Source organism: Bartonella sp. PS17NMGDW (assembly GCF_042193555.1).
Classification (GTDB): Bacteria; Pseudomonadota; Alphaproteobacteria; order Rhizobiales; family Rhizobiaceae; genus Bartonella; species Bartonella grahamii.
In genome coordinates, this window is record NZ_JBHILY010000014.1 from 1 (window position 1) to 24,090 (window position 24,090).

Sequence of the window (24,090 nt, forward strand, 5' to 3'; positions counted from 1 at the left end):
TTTTGGCAACCTCTTTCGTGAAGCATGTAATGCAGCAGGTATTAAAAAATCAGCGCACGGATTGCGAAAATTAGCAGCAACACGTGCAGCCAATGCTGGTGCGACAGTTTCGCAAATGAAAGCGCTTTTTGGCTGGACAGAAGATAAAATGGCATCCCTTTATACCAAAACAGCTGATAGAAAACGCCTTGCAATAGAAGCAATCAAAAAGCTACAAAAAGGTTCGGGATAGACATAAAATAAGTTAAAAGAATCAACGGAATCAAAACTCCCGAACTTTTATATAACTTATTGATTTTATATAAATATAACGCTCCCTCTCTCTCCGCCATTAATTTAAAACGAACTTTCATATGCTTGATATGATATAGCTTAAAAAGCTCAGGATTTTTTACTGTTTGCAATTGACCAGTTTGCGCTGATCTGTGTCTGTCATTGTGTATACCTAGAGATTGCTGTTTAATTTCCATGAATTTTATAATTTCTAAGTTCCTCTCTTCTCGATCTTTAGATAACCTGATCTAGCATAAACGATCTCTTCAAATATCATTAAAGGATTTTTGCCATTATCACTAACTTCTGATAGAGTTTCAGAATTAATGGTGATCATAGTTCTATTTGCAATTCCGATTAACGGGATAAATGCGTTTTATCCACATGAGAGGTAACGAACACCTCAGCTTTTCTCACGCAATATGCTCATTTAAAATTAATGTCATGAATATTTGTACGAAATCTTTATCTATACAATAATCAAAAAAAGGCTGACGTAATATAATAATTGAAGATCATTCATGCGGCGCTTTCTTTTATTTCTAAGCTTTGTATGTAAATAGATAGTCCGTGTACAATAAATAAAGGGGCGCAAAAACCTATAAATATACACAGGACATATAATATAGAAAATGAAAAAAATTTTTCTGCATATAAAAGCACAATAGAGAATAAAGCCGTTATGATGCGCACACTGGCATCGCCTGCCAAAATCACCTCGGCTAAATTTTCACTAGGTGTGATAGCTTGTCCAATTGTTATTCCCGATACCCTAAAATAAAATTGCCCAATACCTAATAAAAAACCCATAATATAAAGGGAATATTGAGTAAAATTTAAATATAAAACAAAAGAGATTGCGATCACTGCAAAAGCCGGTGTTCCCCATACAAAAAAACGAATTAAAGATGGAAATTTCCGTAAATAATAGGATGAGATAAGACCATTGACTACAAAACCCAGTGCTGACAAAGCAAAAATAGAATTTTGAATAGCTGTGAATTTTATATTATCTGATGTTATAGATGCAAGAACAAGTGGCAATAGAACAATAGGCCCCGTATAGAGAAAATTATTCAAAATACGATTAATCGTTAAAAAACGCAACGCAGAAACCCGCCAAAGGCACCTAAAACCAACTCCATAAGCTTTTTGATATGGCTTTTTTAATAGCTCTTTTACTCTGTTTATTTGTTGTATAGACTTTATACGAAACCATAGGCTGGCATTCAAAAGATAAATAAACACAATAAAGGCTATGGCTGTTTTGTGCCCCAAATGCGCAATTATAAAATATATAAGCAATGGGGATATAATAACAAAAAACTGACAGCAACTAGTATAAAATGCAAAAATTCCAGCTTTTTGTTTGGGAGCTGGAACCAGCTGATTCAAGGCACTATTGTTATTTGGGTTATCTGCCCCCATCAAGAGAGCAAGTAAAAAAAATACAAATAAAATAAGTACCGGATTGTTCATAAATAATAAGAACGATAATAAACAAGCGCAAATAATTTGACTATAAAACCCAATTATAAAGCCTTGATAGTGCGCCAACACATTCCCCAAACATAAGCCAGCAATTCCAATTGCGATTAAATTAACAACATTTAAAGTAGCAGATGCTTCTCCCGTTGTATCTTGGAATTGTAACAAAGAAAGGCCAATAGATAATACACCACTAGCACAAAAACTCGTCAAACAACCAATCAAAATCATAAGAAAAACAGAATTACGCAATAACCTTCCCCCTCTTAAATAGAGACTCAAGCCATTTTATGATTTTTTCCATTATCGAATATGGTTCGGTACTAAATTCCAGTTTTTCACAAAATTTTAGTTCAAATGCGTTATAGGCACTTATTTTTTGCAAGTCATCTGTCCGTATGGATTCTATACTTGGCAACGTTGCGCCCATAGATTGAGACAAATAATAGGAAATTACTTTCCAATACATATAAGTACGCTCTCTTGCCAAATAATTTTCCAAGACATATTTCAAATGACAACCATCTAAAATATATTTCGAACAATGGTGCAAAGGATAACAAATACAAATAGCATCTGTTTCATGTACGGGACAAGAAGAAATATTAAAATTTTTATCATTTCATAATATTATAAAAACTTCAGTGAGCAGATCTTCTAAATTTAGTCTAGACAAAACAAGAGTGTTTGCTATTTTTGAGCAACATGAGACAAAGCCAATCTTACTACTAAAGTTCCAATAACCTTTAAGTCAGATTCTGGATAAGCTTTTTTAAAATTCCCCACCCATATGGTTCTATGATATATAATAATTGGCTCATCTCGTCTGAATGAACAAGATGTAATTCTAAATCAATATTATCACAAAGTTTTTAGTTCTTGAATTGCTCGGATCCTAATCTGGTATTCTTAAATCATTATAGCAACTAAAGATTTTTTAAGTATTTCAACTTTTTTAAACTTTGTGTCAATGTATTGGAATCTCCCCTTCACGGACTTCGACAATTATTGTATCACCACTATAAGAACAAAAAAATTATCTTTGAATTTGCTTACTTTTAGAAAGAAAAATGAGCAACACTCTTCCTTAACTAAAAGAAACATGCTCTCTACCTTTTTCTTTATGATGATCAAAAACCTATACTGTTACAATTCGATTATCAATTATTAGGATAAATATTCTGCGTTTAGCCTAATAAACTGTTATGATCAATGTTTCTCTCTATTCTAAAAATCAGCGCTTTTCTTCCTAGAGATACTCGTAATTGCTGTACAATCTTTCCAAAAAAGGCACCCCTAAACATTGCTATTAACACGATCATCCTGAGAAGTTTTATACATACACACTTCATTATACGGAATTCTATGTATTTTTTTAACTTACTCAACGAACCAACATTTTCTAATGGGCAACATAAATCACGAAATTTGTGTGCTGTCACAATTCGAAAAACAATCACATATCTCCCTCTAATGATAGACAATGTCATTAGAAGAAAGCCTTAATGATATCGGTAGAATAAATTAACCAGAAAAAATTGCAGCGCAGATAGAACAAATTTTATTTTATACCTTGTAACTCTCTATAAATTTTAATCCTTTTTGTTAAAGGTTCTTATGCAATTTTTTCTATATTCAGTATTTTTTTCCACTTGTTTGCAACAAAAGATTAATAGCTAAATTCACCTATGTTATAATAGTTCTTCTTTTGGTAAAAGAGGGCTGCTTCAATCTCGACATGTAAATATTTTAATTCTTTAATATATTCTCTTCAGATGCTTTAGATTAAAAACACACCAAAACCAAAATATTTATTTTACTTAAGTTATTGAATATTATTTAAGAAGTAGGAAAATAAAGTGATGCAAGAGTTAAAAAAATTATTTAAAAGTTCAAATCCATCTACATTTTAGAGCCATCACGCATGGTAATAACAGTTGTCATTAGGTATACTAAATATGCTTGATAGCTTTTCTGCTTCATGCTTGTAGGGAGTTCCAGATAGAGATAATACCAGAATCCATCCGCAAATACTCGATAATAAAACTGTAAACAAAATTATTTTCTTGTTGTTTAACCGGTTAAGCTTGATCCATTTTTTTTCCTAAAGAATAACGTTCTATTTTATGCTGTAAAATGCGGTTTCTGAAAAGTTTTTACGTTGGTTTGGGTAGAGGACGTAAACTTCAGAGCCTTATTTTCCGCAGAATCTATGGGCGCATTATGGGAAGCAGGAGTAAAAGAATAAAATCCTGTATGAGAAAGAATCCATTAAAGAGCGTGCGGTTACCCATCTCTAATATCTCCAATAGTGAGATTTTCTGTAGAGATCGCATATATGCATCCTGCGTCTGCTGCAATTGATTTGTGTCTTGTATTGGCAGGTAGATGTATAATATCTCCTAGTGTACAGGTTATACGTTTTTTGCTATAGAAAAATTCTAACCCTCCTTCTATAATTAAGAGAGTTTCATCGACCTGGTGAATATGCCAATCGTGTATTTTTTTTGGAAAATCTCTTTGTACCTCTATTGATCCTTGCTCTGGAAGCATCATTTTGAATATATCATAGATATTTTTATTTAATTTAATTTTAGAAAATTTAGTCATTATCGTGCTCCATTATATGATATGGGTAGGGCGGGGATTTAATATTATTATCTTGCAAGAAAGATTGCGTCCATTCTCTATTTTGGGGTTCGCCATATTTTCCTAAAAAAGGAGATTTTGTTATAATATCAAAAGGTTCAAGTCTTTTTGTTACAGCGGAGAATGCATTTTTTGCTTTTTGTTCTGTATCCAGCAGATCAGGAAAAACCCACCTAGGCTGGAAAGTTAACATAAATATAGAACTTACTTAATTCTGTTTATATAAGACGGGGTATTGCAAACTATAAACATGGGCTCGCCATGAAAGCAGAACTCCCATAGAGGATTATCCATATTTTTTGGTATATGCTTAGGCCATTCTTGGTCATCAAGAGTTCGCAAATCTTTAAGTATAGACCAGAATTTTTCTCTATAAACTTTGATACTTTGTACGAGGGCAGGCTTCTCGAATGCAACAAAAGATGTGTTCTTCAAAAATTTTTATAGTTATCGAAATAAGTTATCAGGTCTTCCATCATATTTTTTGCGGTCAACTTATTGTAGAACCCAAATCTAAGCATATTTTTTGAGTATCCATTTACACCGAATAGGCAGGAAAAGGTCTAATTGTGTTATTCATGGTTGCATCGAATTCTTTAAAAACGACCTGCTTCCATTTTTCATATTTGTCTATATTTTCAATTATTTGCGCTGCTGAATCCATGTTTTCCTCCCAATTGTTGTATTTTATAAGAAATTGCTACGAATGATTCTCTCCAAAGCTGATAATTCATCATCACTGTGTCCCCAAATTGCTATAATAGCTGGGCAGGTATTTAAATCGATGGTTAGGGGTAGGGGCTCGTTTTCTTTAAAAAAGAGCATAAAATGAACCACATTTTCCCAAGAATGAAGCTTTTGCTGCCATACGTTAACATCTTTTATAATATGACCGTCGATCTCGTTGATAAGAAAGATAATACGCCCTTTTTTCTTAAAGCGACTTGGTGTTTGCGAAAACACGCCTGCAATAAGGTTAACGGAGCTTTCAAGTAAATCATCTTCATAGCAATGCGCGAATAAAGTGGGTGCAATTCCTCCGTGGAGGCGGGCTCCTACTTCGATCATCACTGGACCACGAGCTGTTTGCATGATTTCCATATGCGCGGGCCCATATTCAATCCCCAGCGCGCGAATGCATTGTTTTGCATAAGAGATAAGAGGGGCATAAGAGGGATCTTGAGCATCAAGTACATCAAGAGATTCATAAACAAAGGCACTTTCATTATGAATACCTTTTTTATACCGCGATAAAGCACATATCTTTATAGCCTCTCCATTTACAACGGCGTCGACGATGTATTCCTCTCCCTCCAATCTTTCTTGGAGTAAATAAGTCTCGTTAGGTGCACCAAAAATATTTTTTTGCGTCCAGTCGATTCTAGAGGACCATGCCGCCACTTCTTCACAGCTGGAGAAAAACAAAACGCCATCGCTTCCAGCAGAATCATTCGGCTTTACCACATAGCCGCTGGGACTTTCAAAACCATCGAGAGTACAATTGTCTTTTGTAAGAATTTTTGATCGGATGTAAGATAAACCATTTTCACAAAGGCGCTTTTGCATTGCTACCTTTTTTCGTCGCCAATCGGTGGTTGAGGGATTGTTCCCAAGGCAACCATAATAAGCCGCCAATTGATCTGCACAATAAATACTTACCTCGGCGCCTGCCACCACGGCCTCTATCGCGCCGATAGGAAAGCGTGTCTTTATCTCATCTACATTATGAAGTTTCGCTTCTGCCATGCCCTCTCCCTGATAAGAAAGCATATAGTGTGAAAAAGGAGCTTGTTGAGAGACAACACCATAACAAGTATAGCCTAATTTTTGCAAAGCAGGGGCATAGAGGGCACCCGTGGAGAAAGGGTCGACAATAAGAATAGGTTTTCTCATACTTTGTTCCGCTGCAATAAAAGGAAAAGAATATAAATAAAGATTATTAGCCCTATAAGGGGGAGAAGATAAACAGCTGCTTGAGGACCCATAAGGGCAGAGCTTGTAAGAAGACCAAGGATAACATAACCTGCCGATTGGGAGAGAGTATAAAGCATGCCGCTATAGCTTCCCACCAGCTCTGCTTGAGCCTCTGTTTTAGTCGCTTCAATCGTATGTTTGCGGGCATTAATTCGCATGGTATTCATTGAAAAGCCAATAAAAAAGCAAAAGACCACAGCCAAATAGGGCGATTGTGTGGTGCTAAAAATAAGATCAGCCACGCTCAACATAAGGGCTGGGAGAATAAATTCAAAGCGAGGGATTTTGATAAAAGCAGCCAAAAAAGCGCCCATGCCCGCGACCGCACTGCAAAGCCCATAATATTCAGAGCCAAAATTTTTCACACTCTGAAAAAGAATGGTTGCCAGTGTATTATAAGCGCAAATATGAAAGCCAATAAGTCCTATGCAGACGCATAAAAGTTTAAGCTCACGGGAGAGTCCATCCGCTTGCGGTGTAGGTGCTGTCTTCTTATCGGTTGCAGGTGCTGTGGTATCTGTAGCGTTATATTCATCGCAAAAGATAATATATCCGGCTATAAGGCTTATAATGATGTCAAACACACAAAGTGCCACAATCAAACCATTATAGCCAATTTCAGCCGCTACCCCTCTTGGGCTGGTTGCTTCTAAGAGATAACCACTCAATGCTGCTCCCAAAAAGGCGCCAATTTGCACCACTGTTTGCATAATGCGGGAAGCCTTTTGGGCGCTAATATAACCACTAAGCGCTAGTTTAGTATTATAAGTCTCGAGTGTGCTTAAGGTAATCAAAGAGAGATAGCCGATAGAGATAGAGACAGCGATAAAACCAAAGGGGGAATCAGCATAATGGAAAAGTGCAATCAATAAAAGAAGGCTATAGATAATGATCCGCCTTTTGTATAAATCGACCAACCGCAGTGAGGCTTTAATGCGCACAAGTCCGCTTTTTTTCAAAAAATAGGGCATAAGGGTGCCCAAAGCCATGGTTACGCCCAAGAAAACCGATGAGGATGTTATGCGATAAGCATTCCAAAGATTACTTAAAAATAAAACCATATCAGAGAGATAGAGCAGGACAACAAGCCCATAAAACCGAAACATCAGTTGTTTGTGCACATCATCCCCCCATTTCGGAATCTCTTAAAAACACGCAGTATTATAAATCAGCACACATTTTTACGAATGATGAATACGCACACATATTACTGGGCATGTCAAGTTTTTTGATCGGGAAAAATTGAACGCTGATGTTTATGGTAGTGATAGCTTATTTTCAGGAGAATGAGTAGGGTAGAGGCTGGTATTTTTACTGCAGGTGGCTTGCCAATAAGGAACTATGTCCTAGAGATATATTTTGCGCTTTCAAGTTGATTTTGTTTACACTCAAGGTTGAGGTTTTGTTATTGACCGTTGTTAGATGTTGTTGTGACAACAAAATTCGTTATCTATCAGAAACATTTATGGCATTAGCGCTAAGGTATGCGGTTGTATTAAAGTCTTTACATGGTAGTCTTTTTCATAGAAAGGTATTATTGGTTCAGTTTTAGGAGGCTTTGTTACGGTTGATTTTGATGTTGTTGTTTGAAGGCTTATTATAATATTCTTAATTTCAGTTTATGAATATATTGAAAATATAGTGAAACATTTGATTTAAACGCTTTTGCAAGACATATTTCAATATCTCAGCGATGTTTTCTGAGAATTGCTCTGCTGCTTTTTGACGGAATCGAATATCAAATTCTTATAGCGTGGGCAGCGGTTTGAGAAAAGATAGAATTGATTTCATTAGCTTCCTATGGAGCGCAATCTAGTAGCAGCTCTTAAGGGACAATAATATACTGAGATCGAACTCATTTCTATACACTTACACGACGTTATAGGAGTAATCCTCAGAAACTCTACTAGAATTCGTTAAGAAATGGTAGGGTATGGAGTGTGAGCAAAAAATATATTTTTTTACAAATGCTTAATCTCATTTTAAGCTGTCTAACATATAACCTCATCTTAAAACTAAGTCTATATACCGCCATTTATCATAAAGTTAATAAGTTATACAAATGCGGGAGTATTGTGTGTTTCTGTTTAGAGACGAGTAAAAAAACACCTTATTAAACATTAAGAGATTTTAGACATAAAACAATTTAACTTATGGAAAGTATATAGACAAAATGTATCTTGATAAAAAAGTTTATAATTCCATGTGGTCTCCAAAGAAATTTTCTGGTTCTTTTATTGTCTTATGCGGGTTTGAAGGGAGTGGTAAGACAACACAAACAAAAGAAATTGCTCGCCATTACTCAACAGAAAAACATATAATAAAAACTTTTCAACCCAGTTATTGGTATAGAAATAATCCAGAAATTAGAGATTACTTAGATAATGGAAAAGCAATTGATCCGTTACTTTTAGCACTTTTAGCAGCGACAGATAGACGCAAACATACGCTTGAAATTATTTAACCTTCCTTAACGTCATCGCAAAATTTATTAATTAGCGATCGATATGTTTATTCTAGTCTTGCTTATTTTTATGCTCGAGAGCTTTCTGTTGAAAGTGTAGTTAAATTAAATCAATCTATTCCAAGACCTCATATTACATTTTATCTTCATTTACCGCCCACTACTATACTGGAGCGGTTGCAGAAAAGGGATGGTTTAAACTTAAAATACGAAGAAAAACTCTCTTTTATTGAAAAAGTTTACAAAGTATACAAAGTTTTATCAGAAATAGATGAGCGGTTTATAACAATTGATGGAACTGCTTCTGTTTCTTTAATTCATCATCAAATACGACATCATATAGATAAGGTTTGTTTTTGATTATGAATAAAATCATTTATTAATCAATTTATCCACGATAGATCCTCCTTTATGTATTCGTACTCTAAATCTGAAACTTTAGAGATATGATTGCAATAATTTAACTGCTCAGGAAAAATATCACGTTATATATTTTAATTGGAAAATTAACTGTAATGGGTTTGTTTTAAAAGATTTAGAGAAGGGGAGTAGAAAAGTTATCAATATTTATCGTGAGAATAATAGTATGTTTATTCTTTTAGAGACGAAGTGTGGTGATAGAATAACGACATGGAGGGATATACTCGAGCATATTTTAGTGCACGGAATAATAAGTACAATAATGTGAGTGAAGCTTCCATATCATAAAATTGTTTCATATATGTATAAAGGTGAAGCTTCTGAATAAAATGCACATAAAATATTAATTTTATTGTATTTTTGTGCATAAATGTTTTGTTTTCATAGAAGAATTAATCATACCACAGCACAAAGATTTTAAAAGTCTCACAAAAGGAATTTTGCTTTCTTAAATTTAATGATCTAAAATCAAAATTGTAAGAATGCATGTTTTAAACAGGATGTATCATGCATATCGACTGGTATTTATTTTAGAGGATAATTTATGTTCACTTCAAATTTGAAGGAACGCATTGCTTTATTTGAAAATAGAACTTTTCTCTATTTTACTTTGAGCGGCTTATTTGCTACATTTGGAAGTGGACTAAATTATATTACATTGTCATGGCTCGCTTACAATCAGACGGGCTCAATCCGTGGTGTAGCGTTGATGATGCTTTTTCTTTGGATGCCTGGCATTATTTTTGCGCCTATTTTTGGCATATTGGCAGATAAATATAACCGTAAAACGCAGATTATTATTTCAAATCTTGTGAGAGGTTTGGTAATCGTTGGCTGGGTAATGCTATGGCATTTTGGTATAAAAATTGAATTGATGATCTTATCTGCTCTTTTGGGTATTTTTATCCCTTTTTATATGCCATCAGCTATTTCTTTAATTCAAAGTATTGTGCTGAAAGAACAGCTCATTAATGCAAATGCGACCATCGATATGGTTTATGAACTTGGCACTATCGTAGGTATGGGCTTAAGTGGATTGATACTGTCCTATGCAGGAACAAAAGGAACTCTTCTAATAGGTGGTATATTCTTTATCATTGCTGGTTTATTTAATTTTGCAATGAAGGTACCTAAAAACCGAAGATTTAAAAATCGAAACCAGCAAAATTGGTGGGAAAATTATACAGCAGCCCTTCATTATTTTAAACAGAATCCGGCTCTTTTTGTACCTTATATAAGCCAGATGATTATTATGACTCTTTTGATGACTATTCCTGTTATTGTCGTTCCTTATATACAAGAGGTTTTACATGCGGATAGCAGGACCTTTGCAATATTTGAGGTGCTTTATTCTATGGGCGTATTGACAGGTGCGTTTTTTTCACCACTTCTTTGTAAAGTTTTATCCATAAAGAAAACATTAGCCATTTTATTAGCTTTTATGGCTATTGGTCTCGCTATTCTATCTGTTAATACACACAATTTTGTTGCTTTTCCTGTTTACTTTATGATTGGATTTGGACTTTCAAGTTGGGCTCTTTCGATTTCTTTATCACAACTCTCTTGTGATCCTGAATACCAAGGAAGATTGCAGGCAAGTTTTAATGCTATCTCTGGATGCTTGATCCTCGCAGTCTATCTCATTATGGCACGCGATAACAGTAGCATATCACCTCAATCGATATATTTTTTTCAAAGCATTTTTGCGCTTGTTGGAATATTCATAGTGCTGTTTTATAAACATGAAAAACAATAAATTACGTTTAAGAGTGGTCAATATACGCTATTTTATAAACATTTACGCTGCTGCACATTTCATATTTTGCTTTTAAAGGAGAGTTGAGAAAATGTAAAAATTGGTGCTTAATGAATAAAGCATACATTGATGTATGCTAGAGAATACTCTCTATTTTTTGATAACGACCCACAAGAATTTCTGCGTTTCTTTAATTCATCTCACTGTTGTTAAGAAGATGAAACCGCAACACTTTAAATCTTTTTGAAAGTTTTTTTGTTTAAGCGCAGTAGAAAATAAAGCGATGAGGTAATATCGTATCATACGGGGAGAGTGTTGCATTATTTTTGTTTTTCAAAATCCATATGAAAAATTGTATCAATTTCATCTTCATTGGAATGGGTATTTCTATGACGATGCAAGGTTTGCACAATCTCTTTTTTTAACACGGCATCTGTTTCACTTAAACGGTGAATACTGAGTTCCAATTCAAGAGATAACGCCAAATCCACGCACAGTTTAAGCTCTTCTCCAATGTCGAAACCGCGTTGATAGTCGTCATAAAGACCAACCAGTGTATCAGATAATTCTTTATCGCATAAAGAGGTCATGCTTAATTCCTCAACGTTGCGGGTTTCCGTGCAGCTTTTTTAAGTATCACTCCACTATTATCACTTAGAATTGCCATGTATATGAACCTCATGGTTTTGTCAATTTTCTGCAAAATACGCGCTTTTAAACCAATGTCTATTAAAGACTTTATTACTTCAAGATTTTGAAGCGCCCAATTGTAAATATGGATGGTAATGTGTTTACTATAGAACTTATAGCATTTAAAATACATTGCCAAAAGGCTTTTAATATGCATAGAGGAGGAGCATTCTGACGATAAACCAAACACCCTGAAATCTCTATTGCCAAGTACAGCTAAATCAGCACCATTAATATATAAAATAAGCAAACATGGTTTGTAAACGTCTAACTTTTTAATAACGAGTGATGATCTCATTTTTTGTAGAATACCAATTATTTTGCCTATTTTATATTGATTTTTAGACATTGATAAACTTTTTACCTTATGTTGTAATGTAAAAACTTTGGGAAGTGTATTTATAGATTTTTGCAAAAAGGTTTAAGCAGGTTTACTGGGCTGTTGAGTGAGAGAACCTGTGTTGGGCTTTTTGCTTCTGAAAGAATATGACTGTGACTTTTGAGAAAGTAGTTGGCAAGAATTTGCTTGGCGTGCAAACTGATAGAGTTGGCAGTGGCGCATTTAGCTTTTTCATTAGGCTGTGTCCAAATGTTTTTGACTCTGGAAAATAGCTTCTGATAGGCTTGAGTTTTCCAAGGTTATATTACAGGGGCGCAGTTCAGTAAAATACCACGGCGATTGCATTTTTTGTGTAATTGTCATAATTTTCGCTCCTGCTTAAACGGATGCTGCAACATCTGTTTTTGTGGGGTTATGTATGTAGATCTTTGCCTAACATAAGGGGCAGTAACAAGAGGTATAATGCAGATATTGAATTAAGTCAATGCAATATTTGCATTATTGTGTAATTTGGCAAAAAAAGAGATTGAACCCAAAACAGAACAAGCGAAGCGATTACGTTTGATACGAGAGAGTTTGCTATTTAGTAGGCACCAAATAGCAACCCGTTTAGGTGTTAATAAAGCCATTTATGATCACGCTGAAAGAGGCACGACCTTTCCCAATGTAGAATTTTTGGCTGTTTTATCACAGAAATTAAAAGTCAATTTAAACTGGCTTGTAACGGGCAATGGTGAGATGTTTTCAGATATGGCAAAGGCGAAAGCAGCTGGTTTTAAACCACAAGCGATTCCTGTTGGGCTGATGAAAAAGCTTGGACATTTGGTTTATACGACCTATCATGATGCAAAAATAACACTTTCTCCTGAAGATGTTGCAGAATTAGCAGCAGAGCTTTATGGGAAATTGCAAGAGCTCATTCAAAATCTCAATGATATGGAAGAAGTCGAAGCCACTTTGCCACTTTTAAAATTACATTTAAAGCGTAAAATCGAAACTGAAAAGCACATCTAGAAACGTCATAAGATACGAATGAACAGCCTTTTTAAAAAATAAAACTTTTTTGGTCTCTTATTCAACATGAAAAAATGATAAATTATCGTTATAAATTAATGTGTTGCTCTAATAAAGGTAAAACTTCTTATAAAAAGAATTACAGTTAGTAATACAAAAAAATTTATACAACAGTGAAAATACAATGACGATGTTTTGTTTCTATAAAAGGGTCACAGACATATAAGAGAGAAGAAGGAAAGACTATTTATAGGTGCACTTTTGTCTTTTTATGAAGATGATGAGATGAGTACGTTGAAACTTTTTACAGAGCGTGCATCATTATATTAAGAAAGATTTCTTTCAAAGATATATATCATATATTGAAACAGCTTACCTTGCAGAAAAGAGTGAGGTCATTATGATAATCGTTATCCATTACATTATGCTATAAGTTAAAAAAATCATAAATTTGCGCTTATAAGAACAGCTAATTTATTGAGAAGTATTTTGGTACATTTATAAAAATTATTTTTTGTACTCTTGTCATTCTTCTGAGGTGCTTTATCTAAAAAGTAGAATTGCTCTTTAGTGAAACTATTTTTGTTAAGAGATAAATCGCAGTGTTTTTGGATGGAGATCAAGTTATATTTTCAAAGTCTTGTGTTTTTATTTATTTTTTAGCTTGAATCCCTCTAGCTAAAAGGGTTGGGGACTTTTCTAGATTCGATGTTGTTGCAAAGATTTTAGGGCGATGCCGTAATAAATAGCGGTGTCGAGGGGGGATTTTGTCTTCATTTATTGGTTTTTGAAGTGCGCAAACTTAAGGGTTTTGCCATGTGCGTTTTCACGCGTTGTGATGATGTTGAACTCTGTTGGAGGAGGTTCTTATGAGAAAAAAATATTCCACACCAAATTTAATTAAAGCTGTCTCGCTCAGCGCGGCAATGGCCACACTCTTATCGAGTGTTTCTCCTGTTTTTGCAGCCAATTTTGCCTTCGTAGGAGGGAATAATAATAGTACAAGTGGTCCCAGTGTTTCCTATGCACATGGGAGTCATGGTAGTGTTGTTTTAGCTGGTGATGATGATTTCTGTGGTGCAGACAGTGTTATTGGGCGTGGCGGCAAACAACAACAAGGAATTTCTGATAATCGACGAATAACCGCACAAGAACAATATGAGAGATTTATTGGTGAGAAAGTTTTCAGTGGTCGTCAGCCTTATGGCACGACCACTGAAAAGGTTACTTGGACTAGTAATGGGACATTAAGTGATCCCACTAAAGGTTATATGGGAACAAACACTTTTGGTGTCGGTAATGCTATGCCTGAGGCTTACGGTGTTTATTCTTTTGCTACCGGTTGTGGATCTGCAGCGACGGGTAATTATTCAACCGTATTTGGTGCAGGTGCGACAGCAAAGGCAGGGGGTGCACAAGCCTTTGGTGTTTCTGCACTTGCAAGTGGTATAGCAAGTGTTGCCATGGGTGTAGGCTCAGAAGCATCGGGGAAATCTACAGTTGCTATTGGGGGACTTGCAACTGCCTCTGGTAGCAATAGTATTGCTTTAGGGACTAAAGTAGAGGCGAAACAGAATTATTCGATTGCTATAGGTACAGATGCTAAAGCTTTAGGTTCAGGTTCTATTGCAATAGGGGGCAGGCGTTCTGACAGAACTGAAGGGGTGGATCCTAACAGAATAGTAACAGCGAAGGCTGAAAATTCGATTGCTATAGGTACGCAAGCTTATGCTGAAACGGAAGATTCCGTTGCCATTGGTGTAAATTCGCAAGTACTTTCTAAGGATGGTGTTGCCGTGGGTGGAGGATCTATCTCCGATAGAAACAAGGGTGTTTCTGGTTATGATCCTGTAACAGGTGTAGGGACAACAAAAACGGATATGGCTTGGAAAAGCACAACAGGAGCTTTTAGTGTAGGGGAAGTTGGTGGTCGTGGTAATGGTACCCTAACACGACAAATTACCGGTGTGGCTGCGGGTAGTGAAGATACCGATGCGGTAAACGTGGCGCAGCTAAAAGCTATGAGAGATGTCATAGCAGGAGGAGGGGGCTGGAAACTGTCTGCTAACGATACAAATCCTACAGACGTGAATTCAGGAAATACCGTAGATTTTTCAGTGAACAATAGTGAAGAAGGAAAAGACAATTTAACGATTGTAAAAAATACTGAAGATACTAAGCATAAAATCCAATTTACTTTGAGTGATACTCTCACACTTACAAAAGTCACTACAGGTCAAAGCTCTATGAGTGATGATGGCTTTATTATTCAGAATGGTCCAATGATGGGGATTGATGGTATTGATGCTGGCGATAAAAAGATTACAAGTGTAGCAGATGCGGAAGATGATAATGATGCAGTGAATTATAAGCAGCTGCAAGATGTAAAAACACTTGCAGAAAAAGGCTGGAAACTTTCTGTTGATGGTAACAATGCTACAGACGTTAAAGCTGGTAGTACAGTAGATCTTGTTGCGGGTGAGAGTGAGAATGGAAGCAAAAATATCAAAATTGTAAAAAGCGATGACAATAAAGTTACATTTGCTTTGAATGATAATCTTAAGCTCACAAGTGTCACGACAGGCAACAGCATTATGAGTGATGACGGCTTTAAGTTTGTTAATGGTAATGGGCCAAGCATAACAGCGAATGGTATTAATGCTGGCGATAAAAAGATTACAGGAGTAGCTAAGGCAGAAGACGATACCGATGCTGTAAATTATAAACAGCTGAAGGAAGTACAAGATGGTTTCAAAACAAGTTGGCAACTTTCTGTTAATGGTGAAGATGCTACGCATATTGGTCCAAACGGTGCGGTAAATTTGCAATCAGCTGGTAGCGAAAGTAACCCGAATATCAAAATTACCAAAAACATTGACAACACTGTAGAATTTGGTTTGGCTGATAATATTAATGTAATGAGTGTCACAGCAGGAGAAAGCATTATGAGTGCTGTTGGCTTTTGGTTTGAAGGTGGTAATGGCCCGAGCATAACTGTTAATGGCATTCACGCTGGTGATAAAACGATTAAAGGAGTAGCGGCAGGGGAAAATGATACCGATGCAGTAAATTATAAACAGTTACAAGATTTTACAGCAGGAATTAAAACAGGCTGGAAGCTTTCTGTTGATGGTGATAATGCTACAGATGTTGGGGCAGGAAGTACAGTAAAGTTTGTTGCAGTTAAGCAGAAGGAGGATGATAATAATGAGAGTGAGAACACAAATATAAAAATTACCAGAGGTGATAACAATGAAGTAAAGTTTGATTTAAGCGAATATATTAAAGTTGGTCGTGTAGAAACAGGGGATAGCAGAATGAGTAATGCCGGTTTCATGATCAAAGATGGACCAAGAATGACCAAGGGTGGTATTCATGCCGCTAATACAAAAATTACAGGAGTAGCGGCAGGGGAAGAAGATACTGATGCAGTAAATTATAAACAGTTACAAGATTTTACAGCAGGGATGGTAACAGGCTGGAAACTTTCTGTTGATGGTAATAATGCTACAGACGTTAAAGCTGGTAGTACAGTAGATCTTGTTGCGGGTGCGAGTGAGGGTGGAAGCAAAAATATCAAAATTGTAAAAGACAATAACAAAGTCACATTTTCTTTGAATGATAATCTTAAGCTCACGAGTGTTACGACAGGCAACAGTATTATAAGTGATGACGGCTTTAAGTTTGTTAATGGTAATGGACCAAGCATAACAGAAAATGGTATTAATGCTGGTGATAAAAAGATTACAAAAGTAGCTAAGGCAGAAGACGATACCGATGCTGTAAATTTTTCACAACTGAAAGAAATAAAAGACCAGATAGCTGGCAATAATCTTGTTAAATGGAACGAAGGACAGAAACTTATCACCATTGGTGCTGAAAAAGATGGCACGAAAATCGATATCGCAGGTAATGAGGGAGACCGGATTATCGCAGGTGTTAAAGACGCAGTGAACGGTAATGAAGCTGTTAATAAAAAACAACTGGATGAAAGCATAGAAAAGATTTCTAAAGATGCTCTGTTGTGGGACGAAGATGAACAGGCGTTTGTTGCTCGTCGCGAAAAAGAAGGAAGTAAAATAGACTATAGGATTACTCACATTTTAGATGGTGATGTTAATGAAGAATCAACAGATGCTATAAATGGCTCCCAACTTTATTCTACAGGTAGCAGAATTGCAAAACACTTTGGTGGTAATGCCTCATTCGAGAATGGTGTCTTTACAGGACCAAAATATGAGTTAACTACTATTAATGATGATGATACAATAACTATAGAGGAATATACTGATGTTGGGAAAGCTTTGGATGTAATTAATAAAAATGTCTTTGCGGTTGATCATAGAATAACTGTTGGGTTTCTTGATATTGCTGATTATTTTGGTGGTGGCGCTAAGTATGAGAAAGGCAAATGGACCGCTCCTACTTTCAAGGTTTCTCAGCGTGATGCGAATGGTAATATTGTTGAGAAGGAACACCATAATGTCGCTGATGCTTTAGGTGGTGTTAACACTTCTATCACAGATATTTATAATCAGATTAATAATGTGACAGAAAATAGTCTTGTTAAATGGCATGAAGATCAGAAGCTTATTACCATTGGTAAAGAAAAAGGTGGTACGAAAATTGATATCACAGGTACTGAAGGAGGGCGGATCATTGCAGGTGTCAAAGATGGTGAAATTTCTGAAAGTTCAACAGAAGCTGTAAATGGTAGTCAGATTAATAAGATATCAGCAGATATTGCACAGTTTTTTGGCGGTAATGCAAAATTTATTAATGGTGCTTTTGTTAAACCAAGATATAATTTAACTACTATTGAAGCAGATGGCTCAGTAAAACAGAAGGAATATAATGATGTTGGGTCGGCTTTGGATGGGCTTGATAAAAATGTTAGGATTGTTAATGCAAATTTGATCAGTGGGTTTAATGATGTTGCTAAATATTTTGGTGGTGGCGCTGGATATGATGAAAATGGAGAATGGCATGCTCCTACTTTCAAAGTTTATCATATCGGCGATAATGGTACTGTCTCTAAGAAGCCTTATGACAATGTTGCTGATGCTTTTGAAGGTGTGAACAATACTTTCACAAATATACACAATCAAATCTCTGATATAACAAAAAATAGCCTTGTTAAGCAAGAAAATGAGTCAGCACTTATTACCATAGGTAAGGATACAGGTGGTACAGAAATAAGTATTGCAAATAAAAATAATCAAGAGAGAACACTTTCTGGTATAAAAGATGGCAGACTTTCTGAAAATTCCAACGATGCAATCAATGGTAGCCAGATTAATAAAATATCAGCAGATATTGCAAAGTTTTTTGGCGGTGGTGCAAAGTTCATTAACGGTGCTTTTGAAGGGCTGAAATATACTTTATCGGCTATTGTAGATGGTAAGGTAGGGCAGGCTAATTTTTATGACGTTGGTTCAGCTTTAAAAGGTCTTGATAATAATGTTCAAGATGTAAATAAGCGCTTAACAAATGTATCCAATGAGTTTAATCAGAAAATTGAAGATTTCTCAAAAGATGCTTTACTGTGGGATGATGGTGAAGAAGCGTTCGTGGCACGTCATGAAAAAGATGGGCAGAAAACAAAGAGCAAATTGAAGTATCTTTTGGATGGTGAGATTGCTAAAAATTCAACGGATGCCATTACGGGTAACCAGCTTTATTCCATGAGTAACCAGCTTGCTAATTATTTCGGTGGCGGTGCCAAATATGAGAATGGCAAATGGACAGATCCTACTTTTAAGATTGTTCAAGTCAATGCTGATGGTACGACTGTTGAGAAAGAGCACCATAATGTCGCTGATGCTTTTGGTGATATTAATAATGGGATGTCAAATATTAATAACCGTATTGATGATGTCATCAACAAGGTCGATACAGATGCTTTAAAGTGGAATGATAAAGAAAAAGCCTATGATGCTGGTCGCAATGGAAAGCCGAATAAAATTATCAATGTAGCTGATGGTAAAATTGTAGAAGGTTCGAAAGATGCGGTTAATGGTGGACAACTTTGGAAAACCAATGAACGTGTCACGGGTGTTGAAAAAGATGTTAAGCATCTTACCAACAGAGTCGACAATATTTCCACTACGGTTACGGATATTGGTGAAACGGTTTTCAATATTGAAAACAAAGTTAACGATATTGCTGAGGACGCTGTTCGTTATGACAGAGATGAAAACGGCAAAAAAACCAATAAAATCACATTAGCGGGTGGTGATGCCAGTGAACCTGTTTTAATTGATAATGTAGCTGATGGTAAAATTGAGAAGGGATCAAAAGAAGCTGTAAATGGTGGTCAACTCCATGACTATACTAAAGAACAGATGAAGATTATTCTTGATCAATCCAAGCATTACACAGATCAACGGGTGAACAATATTGTTGTCGATGCGATTGATGATGCTGTTGATCGGGCTAACCAATATACAGATATGAAGTTTAACGTTTTAAACTACAGTATTGAGAATGTAAAAAAAGAGGCAAGACAAGCAGCGGCTATTGGTCTAGCGGTGTCTAACTTACGCTACAATGATACACCTGGAAAATTAAGCGTTGGATTTGGTACTGGTTTATGGCGTAGTCAGTCTGCATTTGCCTTTGGTGCAGGTTATACCTCAGAAAATGGAAAATACCGCTCTAACATATCCGCAACAACTTCTGGAGGTCACTGGGGTGTAGGTGCGGGATTCAATATGACATTAAACTGATAATAAACAAAATACATAAAAATTCCTTTTCACCCCTGTCTCATGAGGCAGGGGTGAAATGTTGTTACGTATGTAAAAATTATATATATAAATTGATAAGCGCTATAACGACAAATACAGGTTTAAAAAACAGAAAAAACCTATACACTTTCAACAAAATGAACTTCTTATTTCAAAATAAGATAATAAGTTTTTTCATAAATCATAAGTCCATTATTTTCTGCGTTAACTTTTAAATCTAAAGAAAATTTCACTCTCTAAAAATCTATTAAAAAACTTTCTAGTAAGACAAAGGTATATATTTAAATGTATTTCAATTTTACTGTAGGAAGTTATAAAAACAATATACTAAACCAATTCTACCCCTTGCAAAAAACAACCAACAGGTTTAAAGATTAAAAAAAACCAACCAACACAAGAAAACTTACCTTTTTAGGAAAGGTAAGAGAACAGAGCACGTTAACTACAAAACACCAACTTCTCTATCTTTTCAATCAGTCCTTAAGCTTTTGAATATATTTAGAAAAACCAATTTCAGAGAACTTTGTAGCGTTTAAATGTGTTTTTTTTGTGGTTATAGTTATTTTTTCATTGGGGAGTTCATTATGAAAAAATTATATACAAAATTAGCAGGGAGCGATTTAAAATTTTCTCGTTTTTCTTTTGTTAAAGTTCTTTCATTGGCTACAGCGGCTACATTTTTATCGAATTTTACACCTGTTTTTTCAGCAAATCCTGATTTTAGAAACAGCTTTCTCGAAGGTGTTAACAGTGCTGGTGTTTCTTATCCGCAAAGCATTATCTCTGTTGCTGGTTTGAATGCTTCTTCTGTTTCAAAAGACAATTATTTAACAGCACTCAATAAAGCCGGGTTAGAAAAGATTAATGCTGCCGATGACTATGCAAATTTTTTAACTAAAACCCTCTCTGGTGTAAGTGATTATAGTCCTGTCGTGAATGTTTTGATGGCGGATAGCAAAAATGTATTGGCAAGAACCCTAGATGCAGGAGGGCAATATAAAAGGTCTCTCGTCAGTCCACGGTCATTTGTGATTGATAGCTCTTTAGACCAACAGCTTGCACAGGATGATGAGAATACAGATATTATTAATGTGTCTAATATCTTACGGAGTGGTTCAACAGAGGGAATGCAACGTGATGTATCGGGAAATAATGTTATTTTTGGTAATGATATTACTTCGGAAACCACGGACAGTGTTGTTATTGGTTATAAAGCGAAGGCGGTATTAGCTGAAGGAAATAAAAAGCTAGCGGCATCCGTTATCATAGGTTCTAAATCTGAGATCCATAGAGGTGGATCCGTTGCTGTTGGTGCAGATATAGTGTCACTAAAGAATGACGCGGTTGCTGTTGGTCGTTTTGTACGGGTGGAGGAGGAGGACGGTACAGCTTTAGGCTTCAAAACGCAGGTGAAAGTGGCAGGGGGCGTTGCTCTAGGAAGCAATTCTATAGCTAATAGGGCTGCTGGTGTTCCGGGTTATACTTCTGTGCTGCAGGGACCTGCAAAAAATACGTCATCTTATTGGAAATCTACATTAGGTGCTGTTAGTGTTGGTGATGCTGGTACTAAAAAAACGCGCCAAATTACAGGTGTAGCGGCTGGTAGTGAAGATTCAGACGCAGTGAATCTAAGACAATTGCAAGACTTAGAAGAAGTCGTAAGAAAAAATGGTTGGAAACTCTCTGTCGGTGGGAAAGATGCTAAAACAGTCATTATGGATAGCGGAGTAGATTTTTCAACTGGAAGTACAAATCTTAACATTACAAAAGGCGATAAAGATAATAATGTAAAATTTGATTTAGCTCAAGATGTTACATTAACGAGCTTAAAGGCAGGCACAACCACCCTAGATGCAACAGGTCTGGTCATTACTGATGGTCCGAAAATAACGACCGATGGTATTGGTGCTGGAAATAAAAGGGTAACTGGTATTGCATCTGGTGATCTTAGTGCAGATTCACAAGATGCGGTAAATGGGAGTCAGTTGAATGTTGTAGCGACCCATATAGCCGGATATTTAGGCGGTGGTGTTAAATTTACGAATGGCCAATGGGATGATCCAAAGTTCAAGATTAAAACTTTCAATCCTAAGACGAATGAGATTGAAGAAGAAAGTTTTTCGGATGTAGCAAAAGCCTTTGAGAGTGTGGGTAAGTCTTATGTAAATCTTCACAATGAGATTAAAAAAGCTACCGATGATAGTGTCTTTAAATGGAATGCCGAATCGAAGAGCATTAAAATTGCAGCCGGTGAGGAAGAAAGTGGGCAAGGAAGTATTGCTATAGGTATTGGATCAAAGACAAAAGGGGATGCAGGAATTGCGTTAGGGAAGCTTTCAAGTGCATCTGCCGAAAATAGTATTGCATTAGGTGGTTTTGCAGCGGCATCTGCTGAAAATAGTATGGCATTAGGTGGACTTTCAAATGCATCTGCTGAAAATAGTATTGCATTGGGCTCAAATGCACAAGTACAAGCTGATGTTACTGGTGGTGTTGCTGTGGGTTATAAATCTGTTTCTCGTAACTCGGCGTCTACTGTTGGCTATGATCCTTCTATAGGTAGCCAGTCAACAAATGATGATGTGATATGGAAAAGCACTCAAGGAGCTTTTAGTATTGGTGATACTCCGAATAAGATAACACGACAGCTTACAGGTGTTGCCGCTGGTACCAATGACACTGATGCTGTCAACATTGCGCAGCTGAAAAAATTAAGAGAATTTGTAGCACAAGGGTGGACACTTTCTCTCAATGATAAGGCTGTTTCAGGCTTTCAGCCGGGCGATATATTAAATTTGGTCTCTGGAAGCGAAAACTTTGAGATTAAAAATAGTGATAAAAGAGACAGTAACGATAAAAAAATAACATTTGATTTGGCACAAGATGTCACATTAAACAGCGTAAAATTAAAAGACGTCACTTTAGATAAAACGGGCTTAACCATTGAAAATGGCCCCAAAGTAATAGCGGATGGTATTGATGCTGCAGGTAAAAAAATAACAGGTGTTGCCGGTGGTTCTATAATATCAGCTTCGAGTGATGCGATTAATGGTGGTCAGCTTCATACAATCACTGAGGATTTATCAAAAATTTTAGGCGGAGATGTATCCTTTGATGGCAAAAACTTTAAAGTACCGGAGTATAAATTATCGAATATTGATGAAAAAGGTGAAGTAACAGATAAATCGCATACCGATGTTGGTTCTGCCTTTAAAGGACTTGATGACAATATCAAGAATGTGAACGCTCGTATTAAGGAAGTTTCTCAAGGTGTTGCAAAGGATTCGTTGTCGTGGAGCAAAGATTCAAATGCCTTTACTGCGCAGCATGGAGAAGGAGAGAAAAAAGGCAACAGCAAGATCACGTTTCTTAAGGATGGTGAACTCTCAGAAAGCTCAACCGATGCGGTGAATGGTTCACAGCTCCATTCTACGAACACAGCCCTTGCGGAATATTTTGGTGGTAATGCCAAGTATGAGGAAGGCAAATGGACAAAGCCTGATTTCAAAGTTGCGCAATTTGGTGCTGATGGCGTAGAAGGTGAGAAGAATACTTATCACAATGTTGCTGATGCTTTTGGAGGTGTTAACAGTGCTTTCACCACTTTGAATGAAGAGATTGTCGATGTAAGAGACAGTATCCTTGTTAAGCAAGAAGAAGAGATAACTTTAGCGCGTAGTCTCCGTGCGGGGGGATCGGGTGCTATCACCATTGCTAAGGAAACAGGCGGTACTGAAGTAAGTATTCTCAACAAAGACGGTAAGGAACGGAAAATTTCTGGTGTGAGTGCTGGATCACTCTTAGAAGACTCAAGCGAAGCGGTTAATGGCTCACAGCTTTTTACCACCAATAAAAATGTTACTACAGTTGCTGAGCATACAGCGAAATATTTGGGCGGAGGTGCCAAATATGAGAGTGAAGCGTGGACAGATCCAAGTTTCAAGGTTAAGACTGTTAAGGAAGATGGCACTGAAGAAGATAAAAGCTATTCTGATGTAGCTTCTGCCTTTGAGGGTGTAGGGACTTCTATCACAAATGCAAAAAAAGAGATTATCAATCAGATTACTAACGCGAAAAAAGATTCTTTGAGCTGGAGCGAAGCAGATAGTGCCTTTGTAGCGACGCATGGAGAAGGAGAGAAAAAAGGCAATAGCAAGATTAAGTACCTTGCAGATGGAGATATTTCTAAAGACTCAACAGATGCGGTTAATGGCTCACAGCTTTTTACCACCAATGAAAATGTTACTAAGGTTGCTGAACATACAGCGAAATA

At 36.3% G+C, this 24,090-nt stretch carries 14 protein-coding genes and 1 pseudogene; 6 read left to right on the top strand and 9 right to left on the bottom strand.

Annotated features, from left to right (window positions below):
• A partial coding sequence (locus ACFIJK_RS07715; protein ID WP_375627397.1) for a tyrosine-type recombinase/integrase occupies window positions 1-232 on the top strand: 232 nt, incomplete at its 5' end.
• Between the two features lie 560 nt (window positions 233-792).
• On the opposite strand, the gene ACFIJK_RS07720 is transcribed toward ACFIJK_RS07715, so the two are convergent.
• The 7 genes from ACFIJK_RS07720 to ACFIJK_RS07750 form a co-directional block, all read right to left on the bottom strand.
• Window positions 793-1,992, bottom strand: coding sequence for an MFS transporter (locus tag ACFIJK_RS07720; protein WP_375627398.1), 1,200 nt, complete (start codon window positions 1,990-1,992; stop codon window positions 793-795).
• Window positions 1,993-4,047: 2,055 nt separating this feature from the next.
• A complete protein-coding gene (locus ACFIJK_RS07725) occupies window positions 4,048-4,371 on the bottom strand; it encodes a cupin domain-containing protein (protein WP_375626627.1) in 324 nt (107 codons plus the stop codon).
• Window positions 4,364-4,603: a YqcI/YcgG family protein gene (locus ACFIJK_RS07730; RefSeq protein WP_375627399.1), complete on the bottom strand. Its 240-nt coding sequence runs from the start codon at window positions 4,601-4,603 to the stop codon at window positions 4,364-4,366. The genes ACFIJK_RS07725 and ACFIJK_RS07730 overlap by 8 nt, the downstream gene beginning before the upstream one ends.
• 11 nt (window positions 4,604-4,614) lie before the next feature.
• Window positions 4,615-4,845: a YqcI/YcgG family protein gene (locus ACFIJK_RS07735; RefSeq protein WP_375627400.1), complete on the bottom strand. Its 231-nt coding sequence runs from the start codon at window positions 4,843-4,845 to the stop codon at window positions 4,615-4,617.
• A 103-nt stretch (window positions 4,846-4,948) separates the two neighbouring features.
• On the bottom strand, window positions 4,949-5,074 hold the full coding sequence (locus tag ACFIJK_RS07740) for a hypothetical protein (protein WP_375627401.1): 126 nt from the start codon (window positions 5,072-5,074) through the stop codon (window positions 4,949-4,951).
• A gap of 23 nt (window positions 5,075-5,097) precedes the next feature.
• Window positions 5,098-6,303 (bottom strand): ATP-grasp domain-containing protein, encoded by a 1,206-nt coding sequence (locus ACFIJK_RS07745; RefSeq protein WP_375627402.1) that lies wholly within the window; start codon window positions 6,301-6,303, stop codon window positions 5,098-5,100.
• Window positions 6,300-7,490 carry an MFS transporter gene (locus tag ACFIJK_RS07750; protein WP_375627409.1) on the bottom strand — a complete coding sequence of 397 codons (1,191 nt, stop codon included), beginning with the start codon at window positions 7,488-7,490 and terminating at the stop codon, window positions 6,300-6,302. The genes ACFIJK_RS07745 and ACFIJK_RS07750 overlap by 4 nt, the downstream gene beginning before the upstream one ends.
• 1,097 nt (window positions 7,491-8,587) lie before the next feature.
• Here ACFIJK_RS07750 and tmk point away from each other — a divergent pair.
• Both tmk and ACFIJK_RS07760 read left to right on the top strand, forming a co-directional pair.
• A pseudogene (gene tmk / locus ACFIJK_RS07755) lies at window positions 8,588-9,208 on the top strand (dTMP kinase).
• Between the two features lie 604 nt (window positions 9,209-9,812).
• Window positions 9,813-11,024, top strand: a complete 1,212-nt coding sequence (locus ACFIJK_RS07760) for an MFS transporter (protein WP_375627403.1) — start codon at window positions 9,813-9,815, stop codon at window positions 11,022-11,024.
• A 320-nt stretch (window positions 11,025-11,344) separates the two neighbouring features.
• Here ACFIJK_RS07760 and ACFIJK_RS07765 read toward each other — a convergent pair whose 3' ends face one another.
• Both ACFIJK_RS07765 and ACFIJK_RS07770 read right to left on the bottom strand, forming a co-directional pair.
• Window positions 11,345-11,614 carry a hypothetical protein gene (locus ACFIJK_RS07765; RefSeq protein WP_375627404.1) on the bottom strand — a complete coding sequence of 90 codons (270 nt, stop codon included), beginning with the start codon at window positions 11,612-11,614 and terminating at the stop codon, window positions 11,345-11,347.
• Window positions 11,615-11,616: 2 nt separating this feature from the next.
• Entirely contained in the window at window positions 11,617-12,063 is a 447-nt protein-coding gene (locus tag ACFIJK_RS07770) for a hypothetical protein (protein ID WP_375627405.1), read from the bottom strand.
• A gap of 501 nt (window positions 12,064-12,564) precedes the next feature.
• On the opposite strand from ACFIJK_RS07770, the gene ACFIJK_RS07775 reads away from it, so the two are divergent.
• The 3 genes from ACFIJK_RS07775 to ACFIJK_RS07785 form a co-directional block, all read left to right on the top strand.
• A complete protein-coding gene (locus ACFIJK_RS07775; RefSeq protein ID WP_375627406.1) occupies window positions 12,565-13,068 on the top strand; it encodes a helix-turn-helix domain-containing protein in 504 nt (167 codons plus the stop codon).
• Window positions 13,069-13,937: 869 nt separating this feature from the next.
• Entirely contained in the window at window positions 13,938-19,796 is a 5,859-nt protein-coding gene (locus tag ACFIJK_RS07780; protein ID WP_375627407.1) for a Vomp family autotransporter, read from the top strand.
• 605 nt (window positions 19,797-20,401) lie between these two features.
• Window positions 20,402-24,090: hypothetical protein (locus tag ACFIJK_RS07785; protein ID WP_375627408.1), on the top strand; the 3,689-nt coding region annotated here is incomplete at its 3' end.